We start from the raw sequence: 18,069 nt of genomic DNA on the forward strand, positions 1-18,069 counted from the left end.
GTTAGCTAGGAAGTGTGTCCCGAATGCGTCTTGAAGTCAGCTGTGAAGACCGCCTGGGCCTGACCCGGGAACTGCTCGACCGTCTGGTGGAGCACAATATCGATCTGCGCGGCATCGAAATCGATACCTCAGGCATCATCTATCTCAACTTTCCCGAGCTGGAGTTCAGCGATTTTCAGCACCTGATGCCGGAGATCCGCCGCATTCCCGGTGTCTACGACGTCAAGACCATCCCCTACATGCCTTCCGAGCGAGAGCACCACGAGATTGAGGCGCTGCTCAAGGCGCTGCCGGATCTGGTCTTCTCCCTCGACAGCAAGGGCAAGGTGACCCAGGCCAACCAGTCGGCCCTCACCACCCTCGGCTTGCCGGTGGAGGAGGTGCGCGGCGTGGCGCTTGGCTCGCTGGTCAAGGGCTTCTCTTTCTCCCGCTGGCTGGAAGCGAGCGAGATCAAGCCGCAGACCTGCAAGCTCAGCTTCAATGGCGAAGAGTATCTGGCGGATCTGATGCCGCTGTTTGTGGCGGAAGCGCGCGGCAAACAGGCACTGGCGGGTGCCGTGGTGGTACTCAAATCGGCTCGCCGGGTCGGCATGCACTTCAGCGCGCTCCATGCGGTGGAAGTGGAGGGCTTCGAGCACCTGCAGGCCGAGAGCCCCAAGATGAAAGAGGTGCTAGGTCAGGCGCGCAAACTGGCGATGCAGGACGCGCCTCTGCTGATTGTCGGCGAGACCGGCACCGGCAAGGAGTTGCTGGCCCGCGCCTGCCATGCTGCCAGTCTGCGTTCCAGCCACCCCTTTATGGCGCTTAACTGCGCCGCCATGCCCGATAACGTGGCCGAGAGCGAGCTGTTTGGCTATGCCCCCGGTGCCTTTGGCAACAACACCGAAGGCAAGCGCGGCGTGCTGGAACTGGCCAGCGGCGGCACCCTGATGCTGGACGAGATCGGCGACATGTCCCCTCATCTGCAGACCAAGTTTCTGCGGGTGTTGCAGGATGGGGTGTTCCGCCGGGTCGGTGACGAGCAGGAGGTGAAGGTCAACGTGCGTTTCATCTGCACCACCCAGAAGCAGTTGCTGGATCTGGTGCACGAGGGGACTTTCCGCGAGGATCTCTACTACCGTCTCAACGTGCTGAGTCTGGCGCTGCCCCCCCTGCGCGAGCGCAAGGCGGACATCATGGTGCTGGCCCAGCAGTTTGTCTCCCGCTTTGCCAGTGAACTGCAGCGGCCTCGTCCGCGCTTTACCCGCAACATGGCCGACTACCTGAGCGCCTACCGCTGGCCGGGCAACGTGCGCCAGCTGCGCAACTGTCTCTATCGCGCCATGACGTTGCTGGAAGGGGATGAGCTGGGGCCGGAGCAGATTGACCTGCCGGTCACCGCCGACTCGGTGCCGCTGATTGACGAGTGGTTCGAGGGGGACCTGGACGATGCGGTCAAGCGCTTCGAGAGCCAGTTGCTGGCAAGACTCTACCCCTCCTTTCCGTCAACCCGTCAGCTGGCCAAGCGCCTGGGTGTGTCGCACACCGCCATCGCCAATAAACTGCGAGAATACGGTATCAGCAAGAAGTGATCTGCGCCTTGATGCCCGCCACCAAAGAGCCCGTCGCCAGACGGGCTCTTTGGTTTATTTATACGGCGGTGAGCAATGACCACAGAGGAAGCCTTGTCAGACCATCACTGGCCAACTTACTATCAGCGTCTATATATCCGAACCGCAGTGCAGCTGCAGCGGTGTTGTTAAGGCGGCCAGTTTCTGATCATGTTGTTGCGCTCTTTCCCCCGAATCATTGCCCGTCTGGTGCCCGTGCTGGTCGCACTCGGGCTGCTGCTGCCCCGTGGCGGGTTGGCGGAAACAGTGCAGTCGGAAACCGCAGCCGAGAGCCGGGCAATGGCGGTCAGGGGGTTAGTGCTTGATCTGCTGAGCTACACCCGCTGGCCCACCGAGCCTGCGGTGCTGCGCATGTGCGTGGCGGCCCCGACCGAATATGCCGGCCACCTTTTTACCATCAACCGTCAAGCTAATGGCCGCCGGGTACAGGTCAATCGCTACGAGGCGACCGATCCAGCTATCAGCGGTAACTGCGATGTGCTCTATCTTGGCGTGCTCGATGAGCCAACCCGGATTGCGCTGTTTGCCCGCCTGCAGGGTCACCCCGTGCTCAGCATCAGCGAATACAACCACGACTGCACCAGCAGTTCGGTGTTCTGCCTGCAGACCGCTCAGGACCAAGAGCGGATACGTTTTAAAGTTAATCTTGATGCGTTGGCGTTAAGTGGTGTGAAGGTGCACCCGGCTGTGCTCAAGTTGGCCCATGCCGACAAGGAGACCCCATGAGTCGACCGCCGAACGTGGCTACCCGCCGTCTGACCCTGCGTCAAAGCCTGGGGCGTACCCATCTGGTGGCGGCCATCACCGCCGTCAGCGTAGCGGGACTTTTTTTGACTCTTGTCACCTTGCTGGTGGTGCGTTTGTACGCCGATCACAACCTGGAACTGGTGGCTCGCGCCATCAGCTACAGCGCCGAAGCGGCAGTCGTGTTCCGCGATGAGGAGGCGGCGAGCGAGGCGCTGATCGGCATTGTTGCCCATGAAGAGGTGGCCGAGGCCACCATCTTTCTGAACAATGGTCAGCCGTTTGCCAACTGGGCGCGCCCGAGAAGCAACCCGCTGGTGACACTGGAGGACTATCTGGCACAACTGCTGATGCCGGGACCGGTCAAGATCCCCATGTTGCGAGGGGGCGAGCAGATCGCCACCATCGAGCTGCGCGGTCATGGCGAGTATCTGTTGCTGTTCTTGCTCTCGGTGGTGCTGGTGATGGCGGTCTGTCTCGCCCTGAGTGCCATGTTGGCACTCCATGTGGCCGGGCGGATGCAGTTCACCATCACCTCACCGTTGCGGCAACTGGCGCAAGTGGCACACTCGGTGCGCCGTCAGCGCACCCTGGGGATGCGGGCACCACCGGCCGATATCGTCGAGCTCAATGAGTTGGGGGATGACTTCAACGCCCTGCTCGATGAGTTGCAAGCCTGGCAAGCTCAGCAGGCCCGCGAAAATGCCAGCCTGCTGCATCAGGCGACCCACGATAACCTGACTGGTCTGCCCAATCGGGCGCTGTTTGATGCGCGGCTAGGTCAGGCAATCATGCTTGCCGAGACAGCGGGGGAGGGATTCGCCTTGCTCTACCTCGATTGTGATCGGTTCAAGCAAATTAATGACAATCTGGGGCATAACGCCGGTGACGAGGTATTGGTGACCCTCTCCAGGCGGGTAGAACATCAGTTGCGTCCGCTCGATCTGGTGTGTCGCCTGGGGGGCGATGAGTTTGCCATCTTGCTGAGTCCGGTTTTTGCGCAACAGGATGTCGAAGAGGTGATTAAGCGTATTCAACAGGCGATGAGTGATCCTGTGGTGCTACAAGATGGTCAGGCGTTGATAGCGGGAGTCAGCATAGGCTTTGCGCTTTATCAACCTGGGATTAGTGCCAGCTCGTTGTGCGCGCAGGCAGATCAAGCCATGTATCTGGCAAAACGAGATCGTCGTGGTGACGTTCAGGCAGCCCCTGCCGGGGTGCAGTAATCGGTGTTACAGGAGTAATAACAATGAACATGTCTCTCTCCCTGAAAGTCATACTGACGGGCTTGGTGCTGACTATGCTGGCGGCGTGCCAGAGCCCTCCCAAGGGGTTGACCCCTGAGCAGGTGGCGGTCTTGAAGGAGCAAGGTTTTTATCTGAGCGATGCTGGCTGGACGCTGGATCTGGCCAACCGGGTACTGTTTGCCAATAACGTGGGTGAGCTGACCCCTCAGACCCGTCAGGTGGTCGAGAAGTTGGGCAACACCCTGCTGGGGGTGGGGCTGGACAAGGCAAGAGTGGATGGCCACACCGACAACACCGGCGAGAGCAGTTACAACCAGCAGCTCTCCCTGAAACGGGCCCAGTCGGTTGCCGAGGTGCTGGTGTCTGTTGGCATGCAGCCTGCCAACCTTGAGGTGCGTGGCCTTGGTGCGACCATGCCGCTGGCGGATAACAAAACCAGAGAGGGCCGTGCTGCCAATCGCCGGGTTGCTATCGTGATCAGCGATCAATAAACACAGTGCTATGCAATCAACCATGACAAAAGAGCGCCTGAATAGGCGCTCTTTTTGATCGTGACAGCTGGGGTCGCGGGGCATCCGGCGCGGGATCACTGCGCGCTATTTTGCCCGTTATTGTCGTGATGGCTGCGCAGACGGATGTTGATCATCTCGACCAGCAGTGAGAAGGCCATGGCGAAGTAGATGTAGCCCTTCGGAATATGCAGATCCATCCCCTCAGCCATCAGGGCAAAGCCCACCAGCGTCAGGAATGAGAGGGCCAGCATCTTGATGGTGGGGTGAGTATCCACAAAATCGCCGATGGACTTGGCGGCAAACATCATGATGAAGACGGCGATCATGATGGCCAGCACCATGACGGGGACGTGATCGGCCATGCCGACGGCGGTGATCACCGAGTCGAGGCTGAATACGATATCCAGAATGGCGATCTGGATCAGGGTGCTGATAAAGCCCGAGGCCGCTTTGCTGACACTCTCCGGCTCGGCAGCCCCTTCCAGGGTGACGTGGATCTCGTGGGCGCTCTTGCCGATGAGGAACAGGCCCCCCAGTAGCAGGATCAGGTCGCGGCCGGAGATGGCTTCACCCAGCACGGTGAAGAGCGGCGCGGTGAGGCGCATCACCCAGGCCAGGGAGAGCAGCAACAGGATCCGGGTACCCATGGCGAGCCCCAGACCCAGAACGCGCGCCTTCTGACGCTGCGCCTCCGGCAGGCGACCCACCAGGATGGAGATAAAGATGATGTTGTCGATGCCCAGCACGATTTCGAGCAGGGTAAGGGTGGCGAGTGCGACCCAGGCAGAGGGATCAAGAACCCATTCCAGCATGATTGAACCTTGGTTGAAGAAAGTGAAACGGGGCATTTTAGCAGGAGGAACCAGTGCTTGTCGCCGCGTGGGGAAAAGATAAAAATGGGCGCTATCGCAAGGGAGGCTGGCATGTTTCGATTAGGGTTCATCATTAATCCGGTTGCCGGGATCGGCGGCGCAGTGGGCCTCAAGGGCAGTGATGGCATGGTGGCCGAGGCACTGGCCCGTGGCGCTGTGCCCAAAGCGCAGGAGCGGGCGCGGCAAGCGTTATTGCCGCTGTGTGAGTTGACCACCCCGTTTGAACTGCTGACGGTGGCCGGGGTGATGGGGGAGAAGGTTGCGCGTTCCCTCGACTTGCCCTGTCGGGTTATCTATCACCCCGAAGGGGAGAGTACCTCTGCTGACGATACCCGCCATGCGGCTGAGCTGATGCGCGAAGCCGGGGTCGACCTGCTGCTGTTTGCCGGTGGCGATGGCACCGCGCGGGATATCTGCGCGGCGGTCGGGGAGTCCTGCCATGTGCTTGGCATTCCGGCGGGGTGCAAGATCCACTCCGGGGTCTACGGGGTGACCCCGGCCGCCAGCGGGCGGGTGGTGGCACGGATGATCGCTGGTGAATTGCTCAGCCTGGTGGATGGTGAGGTGCGGGATATCGACGAGGAGGCGTTTCGCGCTGGCAAGGTGCGAGCCCGCCACTACGGCCAGCTGAAGGTGCCCGGCGATCTGCGTTATGTGCAGGCGGTCAAACAGGGGGGCAGGGAGTCCGAAGAGCTGGTGCTGGCTGACTTAGCCGCCGGTGTGGTGGAGCAGATGGAGCCCGATACCCTCTATCTGATGGGTTCTGGCAGCACGGTGGCGGCCTGCATGGCCGAGCTGGGTCTGGAAAATAGCTTGCTCGGTGTGGATCTGGTGGAAAATGGCCGACTTATCGGGCAGGATCTCAGCGCCGTCGAGATCCTGACCCGGATCCGTGGCCGTCGCTGCCGACTGATCATGACCCTGATCGGCGGACAGGGACATCTGTTTGGGCGCGGAAATCAGCAATTGAGTCCTGAAGTGATTCGGTGTGTCGGGCTGGAGAATATCCAGGTGCTGGCAACCAAAGCCAAGCTGACCGCCCTCGCGGGCAGGCCGCTGCTGGTGGACACCGATGATCCGCAATTGAACCGGGCGTTGCGTGGTTATCTGCAAATAACCACGGGATACAAGGATCAGGTCATCTACCCGGTGGCCAACCCGGAATAGGACGCCAAGGACGCTGCTGGCCTGGCGCCAGAGAGCCGCAGTCACCCGAATTGCGGTTCCATACCCCGAATTATTTTCCCGGCAATTTTTTTGCCAGCCACTCTGGAAATGAGGCTGCGTTACATGACAATTCACGATTTTGAGCACAAGTTGTTGGGACTGATCGACAGCATGGTTGCCACCGCAACCGAAGATGAGCTGTTTGCCGGTGGTTACTTGCGAGGTCATATCTCGTTGGCGGTTGCCCGGGCCGAACTGGAAGGCAAGACGCTGGTACGAGATATCAAAAGCTATGTATTGCGCAGCCTCAACGAGGCGATTTTGCAAGGGGAGCTATCCGAAGAGGATGAGAAATTGGTGCAAGCAATGTGGATTCGTTTGCAACAAGATGCAGAAGCTTGATCGGATACACATTTCAAACTGAAGTTTGAGTTTATTCTTCCCTGAAGTTAGTGAAAGGTTAATAATAAGTTTCGCCTTTTGTTTCAGGGATTAAACTATGGCTTCCACACCCCGTATTGCTCAAAAACTGCCGCTCGAGATGCTCTATCACTGGGAGCGGCAGTGTCCTGATCGAACCTATCTGCGTCAAACTATCAACCGCGAATACGTCGACTTCACCTGGGGTGAAGTGGCCGATGAAGCGCGGCGGATGGTGACGGCCTTGCGTCATTTAGGTCTGGTGGCCGGTGACAAGGTGGCGCTGCTCTCCAAAAACTGCGCCCAGTGGTTTATCGCCGATCTGGCGATGCAGATGGGGCAGTATGTGAGCGTGCCCATCTATCCGACCGCCAACGTCGACACCATCGAGTACGTGCTGCGCCACAGCGAGGCCAAGGCCATTTTTATTGGCAAGCTGGATGACTGGAAGAGTCAGGAGGCTGGCGTCCCCGCCGATCTGCTGCGCATCGCCTTCCCCTACGACACCATGCCAGCCAGCCACCAGTGGGATGACCTGCTGGAAGCGCACGAGCCGATCCCTGACAGCCCGGTACAGGCCCCTGACTCCCTGCTGAGCCTGGTCTACACCTCCGGCAGTACCGGCAAGCCGAAAGGGGCCATGCTGAGCGTCGAGCGCTACGCCTGGTCTTGTGAGAAGCTGGTGGAAACGGTGGGATTGTGTGCCACTGATCGCGGCTTCTCCTACTTGCCGCTGGCCCACATTACCGAGCGGGTCTATGTCTACGGCGGCAGCTTGTATGGCTGCGCCGAAATCGCCTTCCCCGAATCCCTCGACACCTTTATCGAAGACGTCAAACGCTGCCGTCCCACCGTGTTTATCTCGGTGCCACGGTTGTGGGCGATGTTTCGCATCAAGATCCACGAGAAGTTGCCCCAGCAAAAACTGGAGTTGCTGCTCAAGATCCCGTTCATTTCGGGCCTCATCAAACGCAAGTTGCAGAAGGGGTTGGGGCTGGATCAGGCCCGGGTACTGGGTTGCGGTTCGGCGCCTGTCTCCCCTGCGCTGTTGCAGTGGTATCTGAGCATCGGCCTCAAGGTGACCGAAGCTTGGGGTATGACCGAGAACCACGCTTACTCCACCATCAACTACCCGTTCCGCGCCGACAAGATCGGCACCGTCGGCAAGGCGGGTCCGGGGGTGACCATCAAGATCTCCGACGAGGGGGAGATCCTCTGTCGCTGTGAGGGGATGATGCTGGGTTACTACAAGGATCCCGAGCACAGCGCCGAGGCCATCGATGCCGAGGGGTGGCTGCACACCGGCGACATGGGCAAGCTGGACCGGGAGGGTTACCTCACCATCACTGGCCGGATGAAGGACGTGTTCAAGACCGCCAAGGGCAAATATGTGGCGCCGGTGCCCATCGAAGGGCTGCTGGGACAAGAGCCCATCATAGAGCAGCTCTGCGTGATTGGTTATGGCATGCCCCAGCCCATCGCACTGGTACAGCTGGCCGAGAGCGCCATGAAGGGCAATCGGGAAGAGGTGAATGCCAAGTTGGAGGCGGCGCGGGTGCGGGTCAACGATCAGCTGGAATCCCATGCCAAAATTCGCGGAATCCTGGTGGTGAAGACCCCGTGGAATATCGAGAATGGCGTGCTGACCCCGACCATGAAGATCAAGCGTCACCTGCTGGAGCATAAATATGCTCGTCTGGGGGATGACTGGTCATCCTCCCACTCGGTGGTCTGGGAGGAGTAAGGCTCTTTTTACTGCTATAACAGCATCAAAAAACCGCGGCCCATTATGGGCCGTGGTTTTTTTTGGGGATTGTCACTCGCCCCTGTTTTGCGGGAGTGTGACAAGTGCCCCTTGGGCTAGATCAGCGCCAGCGCGGCGGCCAGATCGGCGATCAGATCGTCGGCATCTTCCACCCCGATACTGAAGCGGATCAGATCGTCATTGACCCCGGCGGCGAGGCGGCTTGCCTCGTCCATGGCGGCGTGGGTGGTACTGGCTGGATGGCAGGCCAGACTCTCGAGATCACCCAGACTCACCGCCTGCACGAACAGCTGCAGGTTGTCGAGCAGGGTAGCGCAGCGGGCAAAGCCCCCCTCCAGCTCGATGCTCACCATGCCGCCAAAGCCGCTGGCGAAGGCACCGAGGGCATCGTGACCCGGATGGTTGGCAAGCCCCGGGTAGATCACCTTTTTCACCGCCGGCTGGGCTGCCAGAAACTCGGCCACCTTTTGCGCATTGTGCAGGTGGGCATCCATCCGCAGTGGCAGGGTCTTGACCCCGCGTTGCAACAGGTAGGCCTCCTGCGGGCCTATGGGGGAGCCGATATGCTTGAGGGCCACGGTGCGGATCGATTTCATCAGCGCGTGAGAACCCGCCACCACCCCGGCAATGATGTCGCCGTGGCCGCCCAGATACTTGGTGCCGCTGTGCATCACCACATCGACCCCGAGCTCCAGCGGGCGCAGCAGGTAGGGGGTGAGGAAGGTGTTGTCACACACCGTAATGGCGCCCACCTTGCGGGCCGCTTCCACCACTATTCGCGGATCCACCACCTTGAGGGTGGGGTTGGTCAGGGTTTCGAACAGTACCACCTTGGTGGCGGGGCGGATATTGGCCAGCAGATCCCGATCGCTCTCGTAGGCGGTGACCTTGATACCGGCGCGGCTGAAGGTCTGCTTGAGGAAGGCATCGGTGCCGCCATAGAGCGGGCCGATATAGGCCACTTCATCGCCGCTGTCGGCCAGTGCATACATGATGGCGCTCACCGCCGCCATGCCGCTCGCCACCACCAGCGCCTCGTCGGCACCTTCGAGTGCCGCCAGCTTCTGCTCCAGCTCGGCGGTGGTGGGGTTGCCAAAGCGGCTGTAGATAAAGCCGGGGGCTTGACCTGCAAAGCGCTCCTTGCCCGCCTGAGCATTGAAGTAGCTGAAGGTGCTGCTCTGGTAGAGCGGTGTGGTGAGGGCGCCAGTCTGGGGATCGATCCGTTGGCCGCTGTGTACGCTCATGGTCTTGAATTTCATTGTATTACTCCGTTCTGGCCAGCTGCTGGCCCTGATGTTCCGCGTTTAAAATCGATATGAAGGGGCGCAACTGGCGTCCCTTCTGGTGACATATTCGCTCGGGCGATTGCCATCATCCCGCTGGTTCAGGCGGTTTCCCGCTCCCGCTGCTCCTTCGACCGTTCCCTTGGCTGCGATGGTGCAGCATAGTTGCTGGCATCCTGAGCGGTATAGTGACGCACTGCCACATCCGGGTGGGAGCGCAGCCTCCCTTTCAGCACGTTCTCCCCCACCTGATAGCAGAGCGGGTTGGCCGGGTCACTCTCTGGCCCTTGCGCCTGCGTCGCCAGCGCGGGGGTGAGGGTGAGCAGGGGCACGGTGGCATCGAGCCGCGCCGCCATAAAGAAGGCGCAGGAGAGGCGCGATACGCCGGGCGGAGGGCTTACCACCCGATGCAGGGTCGCCTTGAGATAACCGTTGGAGGCAAGCTCCAGCAGCTCGCCGATATTGACCACCAGTGCCCCCGGCAGGGGCGGCGCCGAGATCCAGCCGTCGGTCGTCTCGACCTCAAGCCCTGAGTGATCATCCTGCATCACCAGCGTCAGGTAGCCGGGATCCTTGTGGGCGCCGACCCCCTGACTGCTGCCACCCGCCTCTTGCCCCGGGTAGTGAATGAGCTTCATGTGCTGGTAGGGGGCACCGCGAATGCTTCCGTCGAACACTCCGACCGGCTGTTCCAGCACCTCGGCAAAGGCGGCGAGCAGGGTGAGGGTGATATCGCTCAGCCGCTCTTGCCACGCCAACAGGTGAGATTTCATTTCTGGTAGGGCGGTCGGCCACTGGTTGGGGCCGATCAGCCGCTGCCAGGATTCACGGATCTGCACCACAGGCAGAGCCTGCGCCTCGTTCATGATATCGAACTGCTCCCGCAGATCCGGCTTCTGGCGGGTCAGCTCGGCACCGACCCGGTTGTAGCCGCGAAAGTGGGGGCTGTTGACCATCTGCACCGCCAGCTTCTCCTGCTCCGGCAGGGCAAAGAAGCGCTCTGCCAGCGCCAGGGTCTCCCGCTGCTCGGCGTCACCCAGGCCATGCCCTGTCAGGTAGAAAAAGCCCACCTCGCGGGCAGCTGCCGCCAGTCTGGCCAACATAGGGCGCCGCAGGTCGGGCGCCCCGTTGAGGGCGGCCAGATCGATGATCGGCAGTGGTGAATGTTCCATGTGCACCTCCTCACTCTTTCGTTATCTCTGGCGCCATCTCTTGCCCTGCCACCACGGTTGGCAGGACGGATGAGCGGCAAACGGGGTGGCGCGACAGCGTGGCATAGTGAGCCCGGGTGATTGCGCCATTTGGATGAGGGGGATGCTACTGTGCGGTTTAGGAAGACGGAAACAACAAATTATTCTTAGTTATATACAAAATTCGAAATTGAATTCGGGATTGAATTCGAAATTGTGTGGCCATGCTTGTCTGTTAGACAAGGGCATGCCGCGTGAGTCGCAGCGGGGAGGCGTAGCCAACCCGCAGGATCACTCCACAGGGCAAGAAGGGGCGATAATACCAATCACATTAAAGATGCTTTCACCCCCAACGAGGGCAGGGGTTCGACAGCGCGGCAACCCTCCTTTGAGGGTGTGGGGCAAGCGCACGGCATCCATACCTTTGTGGAGCAGCGGACATGGATGCCAGCTATCACGCTAGGTTACCTGAGCAGTATCGGTGCCCATGTGTGGATCAATCAGGGGGGCTAAGCGATAGGGAGGTGGGCCCGGAGATGTTCCGGGCCCGTTGCATTATTCACTGGGCGTTTTCAATACCCAGTAGCTCAGGGCCGATCCCACGCCACAGCAGGCGATGGCGATGGCCATGGGCAGTGGCGATTGGGGGGGATTGAGGTTAACCAGAATGCCGACCAGGGCGCCGATGCCAAAGCGCAAGGTGCCCGCCAGCGCGGACGCTGTGCCCGCTGACTGGGGGAACTGCCCCATCAGGCCGGTCATGGCATTGGCCCCCACCAGACTGATGTGGCCGATAAAGAGCACCACCGGAATCACTATGCCCCACAGGCCGCCGGTCTGGCTCCAGGCGTTGTAGATCAGCAGGGCGCCCGCACAGGGCAGCACCAGCAGGCCGTATTGCAGCATCCGCTCTGAGCCCACCCCTTTCACCAGTCGGCTATTGACGAAGGTGACCACCATCATCAGCAGGATATTGAGGCCAAACAGCCAGCCGTAGTGCTCGGTCGGCACCTTGAAGTATTCGATATAGACGTAGGGTGAGGCGCTGAGAAAGGCGAACATGCCGGAGCTGGAGAGGGCTCCGCACAGCACGTAACCCATGGCGCCGCGATGGGAGAGCACCCCCCAGTAGTTCTTGAGGATCTGGCCGAGATTGAGGGGCTGGCGGTGTTCCGGTTTGAGGGTCTCCTGAATTTTCCACTGCATCACCAAGGACACCAGCAGGCTGATCCCCACCAGCAGCCAGAAGATCACCCGCCAGCTGGTATGGGCACTGATATAGCCACCAATCACAGGGGCCACCAGCGGTGCCAGCGTCATCACCAGAATGACGAATGACATGGCGCGGGAAAACGCATCCTTCTCGAAAAGGTCGCGCAGCAGGGCATTCACCACCACAGATCCTGCTGCGCCGCCAGCCGCCTGCAACATCCGATAAGCCAGCAGTTCCGGCAGTGAGTCTGCCATGGCGCAACCCACAGACGCGATGGCAAACATGGTGAGCCCGATCAGGATCACCGGTTTGCGGCCATAGCTGTCGGCCAGCGGGCCGTAAAAGAGTTGGCCGATGGCAAAGCCGCCCAAAAAGGCGCTGATGGTGAGCTGTGCCCCATCAATGCTGGTGGCCAAGTCCCGGGCAATGGCCGGAATGGCGGGCAGGTACATGTCCACCGCCAGCGGAGTCAGGCCTGCCAACGCGCCAAGCAGAATAAAGAGAAAGCGGGGTGAGAGAGGGAGGGTATGTCTGTGGGGCATAAGTTATCCGGTCGTGAACTATGGCGGCAGAAGAAGAGCGGGAATTCTATCAGCTTTAGCGTCGTCGGGCATGGCGTTCCTGCCCCCTCACCGGAGGGGGCAGGTGTTAGCCTTGGCGCTGGCGCCGCAGGGTGCGGATCTGACTGGCCAGCAGCAGGCTCCAGATCAACCAGGCGATGAGAGAGAGGCCGTAACCGAGCCGCTCCGGCCAGCGGGCGGTCAGGGTGAAAGTAACCTGATGGCGACCTGCAGGCACCCACACCTGTATCAGCCCATTGCGGGTGCTGCTGATGGTCAGTGGCAAGGTGTCATCCAGCTTGGCTTGCCAGCCCGGGTAGTCAAATTGGTGCAGGATCAGTTTGGCAGGGGCTGGCGCATCGACGGTCAGGACGATCTGCCGTGGCTGCCAGTTGAGGATCTGCCATGAGATCCCTTGCTGCTCTGTGGTGACCGCGGGTTGAAATTCATCTTTCCAGGCCAGCAGGGTCGGGGCAAACATGCCTTTTGGCACCTGCTTTGGCCGGTATTCGCGGGCGCTGCGTTTGCTGTCAAATTCCCCGTCCAGCGCGCTCTTTTGCGGCGCCTGGGTGAGCGGCGATTCATGCACATAGACCGCCTGCGAGAGCAGGGTGAGGGCCAGCACCGTCCACCAGAGCCATTGCCATGGACGATAGGCGGGGACGCCCAGCGCCACCACCGCCACGGTAGCGATCACCAGCAGCAGATTGAGCCGCCAGGGAAACTGCACCAGCTGTAGTGGAGGTAGCAGGTGCCAGAGTGGCTCGCTCAAGGGGAGCATCATTAAAAAGCTGAGGGTGCCCAGGGTGCCCCAGATCAGCAGTTCCGGATGGCGTGGTTCGCGGGCGGCAGCCCATGCCACCAGTAGCAGGACGAGGGTGAGCAGGGTCAGCCAGGCCAGATGGCCGCGAAAACGCCAGTCACTATTCGTTTCGGGCAGACGGTCAAGGAAGTTGCGGTGAAACTCGAACATGCCAATGCGCATCTGATCCATGGAGATCCCCCCCTGATCCAGCAAGGCTGGCAGCAGCAACAGGCTGGCCATTGCCAATCCCCAGAGTTGGCCCAGCAGGGTGGGCCAGAGGTGCAGGGTTATCTTGCTACGCCAGGCCAACAGCAGGCTGCGCACGGTGAGCAACCCCAGAATGAGCAGGGTGCTCGGCAGATGGGAGAGGGTCAGCAAGGCGACTGCCAGTGCGAGCAGCAGCAGGGCAAAAGGGGCTCGGCGGCAGAGGCGATCCTGGGCCAGCAGCGCCAGCGGCGCCCAGACAAAGGCCCAGCTCTCGGCCAGCGCAAAGCGGGCATAGATGTCGATCGCCAGATGATAGGGCAGTGCCATGTAGAGCAGGCTGGCGGCCAGCGCGCGCCCCGGCGTGGCAAAGGGGTGCAGCCAGAGATAAGCAAACAGCCCGGATAAACCGAGCGCCAGAGTGCTGCTCCAGAGCAGGGGGATCATGGCGTGATGGGCGAGGGGATCGGGGCCTGCGAACAGGGCACTCACATAGTAGGGGAGTGGGGGATAAAAGAAGAATGCCGGGCTGCCGAAGGCGCCGTTCATCTCCATCAGCCAGCGGGGATAGATCTCCCCTTGCCACAGTTGCACCGCAAAAAAGTGGCCAGATAGCAGATGGTGAAACAGATCGTGACCCTGACTGCCCCCACGTAGCCAAAACGGCAGCAATAGCAGGGCGGTTGCTGTCATCAGTGCCAATGGAACCCATAGCCACTCTCTGGTCATACGCATAAGGAGACTCACTTGTTATGGATGCGCAGTGAGTGTAACCGAGTTGCAACCCTCTTTTTGAGTCATTTGAGTGCGTTTTGCGCTCTTTTTATGTTGTTTGTCATTGGTGCTATTGCTTGCTGCGAAGGGATGGCGAGCCAGAGTCCGGGCTCGGCGGCAAAGCGCGGAGCAAACCAGTGCTGGCGCACCGCAGTGGGCATCTCGCTCGCGGCTATCGGGCGGCGACTGAGGCGGCAGGCCTCTTGCTTGAGTGCGAGGCTCGCATCCCCTTTGTACCAGCCATCGGTGACGGCCAAGGTCGTGGTCTCCCGCAGCAACCTGACTCCCCACTGGGTCACCAGCGCCGGGCAGCTTTTTTCTGCCAGCCTGGCCGCCTGCACCATGGCGGGCGGACGGGGCAGGGTTAAGGTCGCGCCAAGCAGCAGCAATCCGGCCACCACTGTCAGCCCCTCGGTGCGGCGTGGCAGCCAGCCTGCCAGCAGCACGATACCGAGCAGGGTGACGGGCGCCAGATGGCGGGGATTATCGGGATTCTGGCCAAACAGGGTCCAGAGCAGCAGGGCAAGCCAGTAGAGCGTCCAGAGAGGGGAGAGGGCAGCAGGGTGGTCTTTTGATCTTGGCCAGATCGGCAGTACCAGCAAGGCTGTGACAGCCAGGGGCCAGAGCGGGGTGAGCTGATCGTTGAAGGTGTTAGCCCAGCTGAGCAGCCGATCGCCGTGGGCCGCCGCCGTGTTGCCCCAGAGGGTAAAGTGGCCGTCGGTAAAGCGTCGCCCTTCGCTAAAATAGGCCGAGCCATCGGCCTGCCAGACAAAGAGCAGACTGGTGAGCCCCACCAGCGCGATGGGGAGCACAAACCTGACGCGCGTTCCCTTCTGCGCCATCCCGAGCCACAGCGGCAGCAGGGCCAGTACAAAGTAGGAGGGGCGTAGCGCCAGCAACAGACCCAGCAGCAGACCGGCCAGCGCCGGTTTGCGATGCTGCAAGGCCAAGAGAGCCCCGAGCCAGGCGGCGAGCGCGGGCCCATCCGAGAGACCGGACAGCGCCAGCGTAGGTGTAAGTGGCAGTGCCAGCACCAGCAACCAGACGGGGGCGAGCAGGCCTGGCCGTTGCCACAGCTTCACAGCCAACAAGGCGGCGAGCGGCGCCAGCAAACTGCTACCCAACAAACTTGCCCACTGCACCGTGCGGGCCGGATCGTCCACCAGCAGATTGATTAGCCGCGCCAGCCAGATAAAGGCGGGGTAGCCCGGAAAGTGGGGGGAGAACTCCAGCACGCTAAAGCGCGTCACCCCGTGGGCGAAATTGAGGGCATCGTCGGAATCGAGCGCCACCGGGAAGGCCAGCAGCCAGCCGAGCCAGGCCAGTTGCAGCAGGGCAAGCAGCCAAATGGTGGTTGAGCAGGGGGAAGCACAACGCCGGGACCTTGCCTTCCCCCTCATCCCCAGCCCTTCTCCCGCAAGGGGAGAAGGGGGCAAACTGGCGTTCGGGTGCATCTATCGGCAGGCCGTGCGTAGGGTGGGTAGCGCGAAGCGAAACCCACCGTTTGTCACAGTGAGATGGCGCAATGATCGGCAAACGTTCATCAAAGCGGCGCCAGCACGGCCATCAGCGCTTTTTCTGCATCGCTAAAGGCGGCGGCATCGGCGGGCTTGGCGCCTACCCCGAATACCCCAGGGTTGCCGATGGCATCCAGCACCTTGGCCAGCGCCTGTTCGGCCGCCTTGCGATCCCCTTCACTGAGGGAGGGGAGGATCAAATCGAGGAAGCGCTTGCTCTTGACCACCAGCACCTTGGCGGTCTGGTAGTCGCCAAGATTCTGACTGGCCCCTTCGAGGCGGCGTTCGATCTCCGCCTTGTAGGCGCGGTTGAGCAGGGCAGCGGTGGCGGCGGCGTCTTTCCCCTTGATGGCGGCCGCCAGCGGCGCTTGCAGATCCACCTTGTGGTGCTGTTCCAGATAGGCCAGCTCGTCGGCAATCTCGCTCAAGGTGGCGCTGGCATCCTTGCCATCAGTGGCGGCGCCCAGCAGCGCTTCGCGGGCGTCGATCAGTGGCTCCTTGCCGGCGGCGGCATAGGAGTATGCCTGTGCTTGTTCGCTGAGGGTCAGTCCGCTGAGGGTCAGCAGCAGGGTGAGGGCGAGTAAAACCGGGCGTATGGTCATCCTGTTCTCCTTACTTATGCCAAGAGGTTATGCCAATGGCGCGGCCCTCAGGCCACGCGCTGGGTTTCGATCACGGTATTTTCGTGGCGGTGGTGGAAGGTGTTGCGGCGTCTGTCTACCTGTTGGACACCGACAATCCTCAGGCCACGCTCTGGGTCTCGATCACGGTATTTTCGTTGCGATGGTTAAAGATGGCGTGGCGTCTGTCCACCCCGTCGATCACCATGTCGGCGGCCATCATCCCCATCTCCATGGCGGTGTCGGTGAAGATGTAGCGGAATGTCCCCTGACGGCCAGTCATGATGAGGTTATTGATCGGCATCAGCGCCTTGATGGCGTCGTTGCGGCGGGCCTGATAGCCGAGATCCATCAGCGGATAAGCGTACTCGCTGCGGGCCTCGAAGGTCTCATCGCCAAGCTTGGCGGTATCGACGCCGAGGCTCGCCAGATCAGCGGTGACCCGACCACGCAGATCGGCGAGCGGTGCCTGCCAGGTGGCATCCCCCGGGTTGCAGGGGATCTCCAGCATCACCGAGGTCTGGCCCTGTGGCGCCATAAAGGGGCTGCGGCGGCGCGGCTCCTGCAGGCGGGTGGCCAGAATATGGGGGTCGGAGAGGTACTGCCAGGTGTTGTCCGACAGGTTCTCTGTTTTAAGCGGCATATTGACGAAGCGAAGCGACCGGTAGTGCAGATCGCACGGCAAGCCCAGATGCTGGCAGGTGAGGGGCAGCGGCAGGGTGGAGATCACCTGATCGAAGGCTGCGCTCTGTTCAACGTCATCTTGTTTCCAATAAACCCGTTCGATGCGGCCATCAGCCTGATCAAGGCGGGTGATGGTGGCGCCGGTTTTCAGCAGGGCCCCTTCGGCTACCAACCGCTCGCCCAGGGTGGTGAAGATCTGGCCAAAACCATACTTTGGATAACGATACTTGCGGGCATAGGTGCGCACCGAAATGCTGCCATTACGTCTTGGCAGCAGGCGGCGCGCCACGTCTTTGAGGTCGATCAGGCTGATACGCTGGCCAGCCCAGTCGGCGGAGAGCTTGTCCGGGTTGATGCCCCACAGTTTGCCGGTGTAGCCCTCGAAGAACTGGCGATAGAGGGTGCGGCCGAAGTGGCTCTGGATCCACTCGGCAAAGCTTGCCTTGGCAAAATCATCCGGCTTCTTGCTAAAGGGCAACAGCAGCAAGTCTTTTACTGCACCGGCCATCAGGGCCAGCGGCGCCGTTTTGAGCAGGTTGGGCAGGTTCAAGGGGTAGTCATAGATGCGCCCGCCAAAGCGGATCACGCTCTTGCGCTCGGCGTGGAGCAGATCGTCGCCCATCAGCTCGTCGATAAAGGCGAGCAGCTCGGGGTTCTTGGTGATAAAGCGGTGGCCGCCGTAGTCGAAGCGATAGTCGCCATCGCGCCCCTTGAAGGTCTGGGTGGCGCACATGCCGCCCACGACCGACTCCTGCTCGAACAGGGTGACCGCAAAACCGGCGCGGCGCAGGCGCCAGGCGGCCATCAAACCGGCGGGGCCAGCACCCAGCACTGCAATGTTCTTCTTGTTGTTATCGCTCATGACCTATTCCGAAACTGCTT

At 61.1% G+C, this 18,069-nt stretch carries 15 protein-coding genes; 7 read left to right on the forward strand and 8 right to left on the reverse strand.

Features of this window, described 5'->3' with window-relative positions; genetic code table 11:
* Positions 1–23: 23 nt before the first annotated feature.
* The 4 genes from tyrR (at position 24) to CF137_RS06820 (ending at position 4,092) form a co-directional block, all read left to right on the forward strand.
* Entirely contained in the window at positions 24–1,571 is a 1,548-nt protein-coding gene (gene tyrR, locus CF137_RS06805) for a transcriptional regulator TyrR (protein ID WP_139718469.1), read from the forward strand.
* A 189-nt stretch (positions 1,572–1,760) separates the two neighbouring features.
* A complete protein-coding gene (locus tag CF137_RS06810) occupies positions 1,761–2,336 on the forward strand; it encodes a regulatory sequestration protein YfiR (RefSeq protein ID WP_139718470.1) in 576 nt (191 codons plus the stop codon).
* Positions 2,333–3,580: a diguanylate cyclase DgcN/YfiN gene (locus CF137_RS06815; protein ID WP_139718471.1), complete on the forward strand. Its 1,248-nt coding sequence runs from the start codon at positions 2,333–2,335 to the stop codon at positions 3,578–3,580. Before CF137_RS06810 ends, CF137_RS06815 begins: the two co-directional genes overlap by 4 nt.
* Positions 3,581–3,603: 23 nt before the next feature.
* The gene (locus CF137_RS06820; RefSeq protein WP_139718472.1) at positions 3,604–4,092 is read left to right on the forward strand and encodes an outer membrane lipoprotein YfiB; all 489 of its coding nucleotides are present in this window, start codon (positions 3,604–3,606) and stop codon (positions 4,090–4,092) included.
* 95 nt (positions 4,093–4,187) lie between these two features.
* Here CF137_RS06820 and CF137_RS06825 read toward each other — a convergent pair whose 3' ends face one another.
* Complete coding sequence (locus CF137_RS06825; RefSeq protein WP_162515877.1) at positions 4,188–4,925, reverse strand: TerC family protein; 738 nt, start codon at positions 4,923–4,925, stop codon at positions 4,188–4,190.
* A gap of 111 nt (positions 4,926–5,036) precedes the next feature.
* Between CF137_RS06825 and CF137_RS06830 the strand changes: the two genes are divergently transcribed.
* The 3 genes from CF137_RS06830 (at position 5,037) to CF137_RS06840 (ending at position 8,316) form a co-directional block, all read left to right on the forward strand.
* Positions 5,037–6,152 carry an ATP-NAD kinase family protein gene (locus CF137_RS06830; RefSeq protein ID WP_139718473.1) on the forward strand — a complete coding sequence of 372 codons (1,116 nt, stop codon included), beginning with the start codon at positions 5,037–5,039 and terminating at the stop codon, positions 6,150–6,152.
* A 123-nt stretch (positions 6,153–6,275) separates the two neighbouring features.
* Entirely contained in the window at positions 6,276–6,554 is a 279-nt protein-coding gene (locus CF137_RS06835) for a YfcL family protein (RefSeq protein WP_042022445.1), read from the forward strand.
* A gap of 97 nt (positions 6,555–6,651) precedes the next feature.
* Positions 6,652–8,316, forward strand: coding sequence for an AMP-binding protein (locus CF137_RS06840; RefSeq protein WP_101325008.1), 1,665 nt, complete (start codon positions 6,652–6,654; stop codon positions 8,314–8,316).
* Positions 8,317–8,432: 116 nt separating this feature from the next.
* Here CF137_RS06840 and CF137_RS06845 read toward each other — a convergent pair whose 3' ends face one another.
* From CF137_RS06845 to CF137_RS06875, 7 genes are all read right to left on the reverse strand, one after another.
* A complete protein-coding gene (locus CF137_RS06845; protein ID WP_139718474.1) occupies positions 8,433–9,596 on the reverse strand; it encodes a trans-sulfuration enzyme family protein in 1,164 nt (387 codons plus the stop codon).
* Between the two features lie 125 nt (positions 9,597–9,721).
* Positions 9,722–10,792, reverse strand: coding sequence for an isopenicillin N synthase family dioxygenase (locus CF137_RS06850; RefSeq protein ID WP_240038521.1), 1,071 nt, complete (start codon positions 10,790–10,792; stop codon positions 9,722–9,724).
* Between the two features lie 573 nt (positions 10,793–11,365).
* Complete coding sequence (locus CF137_RS06855; RefSeq protein WP_101325006.1) at positions 11,366–12,565, reverse strand: Bcr/CflA family multidrug efflux MFS transporter; 1,200 nt, start codon at positions 12,563–12,565, stop codon at positions 11,366–11,368.
* A gap of 106 nt (positions 12,566–12,671) precedes the next feature.
* On the reverse strand, positions 12,672–14,327 hold the full coding sequence (locus CF137_RS06860) for a glycosyltransferase family protein (RefSeq protein ID WP_139718475.1): 1,656 nt from the start codon (positions 14,325–14,327) through the stop codon (positions 12,672–12,674).
* A 62-nt stretch (positions 14,328–14,389) separates the two neighbouring features.
* On the reverse strand, positions 14,390–15,766 hold the full coding sequence (locus CF137_RS06865) for a hypothetical protein (RefSeq protein WP_139718476.1): 1,377 nt from the start codon (positions 15,764–15,766) through the stop codon (positions 14,390–14,392).
* Between the two features lie 143 nt (positions 15,767–15,909).
* Positions 15,910–16,485, reverse strand: a complete 576-nt coding sequence (locus tag CF137_RS06870) for a hypothetical protein (protein ID WP_139718477.1) — start codon at positions 16,483–16,485, stop codon at positions 15,910–15,912.
* A 139-nt stretch (positions 16,486–16,624) separates the two neighbouring features.
* Positions 16,625–18,049 carry an NAD(P)/FAD-dependent oxidoreductase gene (locus CF137_RS06875; RefSeq protein WP_139718478.1) on the reverse strand — a complete coding sequence of 475 codons (1,425 nt, stop codon included), beginning with the start codon at positions 18,047–18,049 and terminating at the stop codon, positions 16,625–16,627.
* Positions 18,050–18,069: the final 20 nt, after the last annotated feature.

The sequence above is a fragment of the Aeromonas sobria genome, from assembly GCF_006243315.1.
Classification (GTDB): Bacteria; Pseudomonadota; Gammaproteobacteria; order Enterobacterales; family Aeromonadaceae; genus Aeromonas; species Aeromonas sobria_A.

Bases quoted from the DNA above. Each gene is read 5' to 3' on its own strand.
- tyrR (WP_139718469.1), top strand. From the start codon at position 24: ATGCGTCTTGAAGTCAGCTGTGAAGACCGCCTGGGCCTGACCCGGGAA.
- CF137_RS06810 (WP_139718470.1), top strand. From the start codon at position 1,761: ATGTTGTTGCGCTCTTTCCCCCGAATCATTGCCCGTCTGGTGCCCGTG.
- CF137_RS06815 (WP_139718471.1), top strand. From the start codon at position 2,333: ATGAGTCGACCGCCGAACGTGGCTACCCGCCGTCTGACCCTGCGTCAA.
- CF137_RS06820 (WP_139718472.1), top strand. From the start codon at position 3,604: ATGAACATGTCTCTCTCCCTGAAAGTCATACTGACGGGCTTGGTGCTG.
- CF137_RS06825 (WP_162515877.1), bottom strand. From the start codon at position 4,925: ATGCTGGAATGGGTTCTTGATCCCTCTGCCTGGGTCGCACTCGCCACC.
- CF137_RS06830 (WP_139718473.1), top strand. From the start codon at position 5,037: ATGTTTCGATTAGGGTTCATCATTAATCCGGTTGCCGGGATCGGCGGC.
- CF137_RS06835 (WP_042022445.1), top strand. From the start codon at position 6,276: ATGACAATTCACGATTTTGAGCACAAGTTGTTGGGACTGATCGACAGC.
- CF137_RS06840 (WP_101325008.1), top strand. From the start codon at position 6,652: ATGGCTTCCACACCCCGTATTGCTCAAAAACTGCCGCTCGAGATGCTC.
- CF137_RS06845 (WP_139718474.1), bottom strand. From the start codon at position 9,596: ATGAAATTCAAGACCATGAGCGTACACAGCGGCCAACGGATCGATCCC.
- CF137_RS06850 (WP_240038521.1), bottom strand. From the start codon at position 10,792: ATGGAACATTCACCACTGCCGATCATCGATCTGGCCGCCCTCAACGGG.
- CF137_RS06855 (WP_101325006.1), bottom strand. From the start codon at position 12,565: ATGCCCCACAGACATACCCTCCCTCTCTCACCCCGCTTTCTCTTTATT.
- CF137_RS06860 (WP_139718475.1), bottom strand. From the start codon at position 14,327: ATGCGTATGACCAGAGAGTGGCTATGGGTTCCATTGGCACTGATGACA.
- CF137_RS06865 (WP_139718476.1), bottom strand. From the start codon at position 15,766: ATGAGGGGGAAGGCAAGGTCCCGGCGTTGTGCTTCCCCCTGCTCAACC.
- CF137_RS06870 (WP_139718477.1), bottom strand. From the start codon at position 16,485: ATGACCATACGCCCGGTTTTACTCGCCCTCACCCTGCTGCTGACCCTC.
- CF137_RS06875 (WP_139718478.1), bottom strand. From the start codon at position 18,049: ATGAGCGATAACAACAAGAAGAACATTGCAGTGCTGGGTGCTGGCCCC.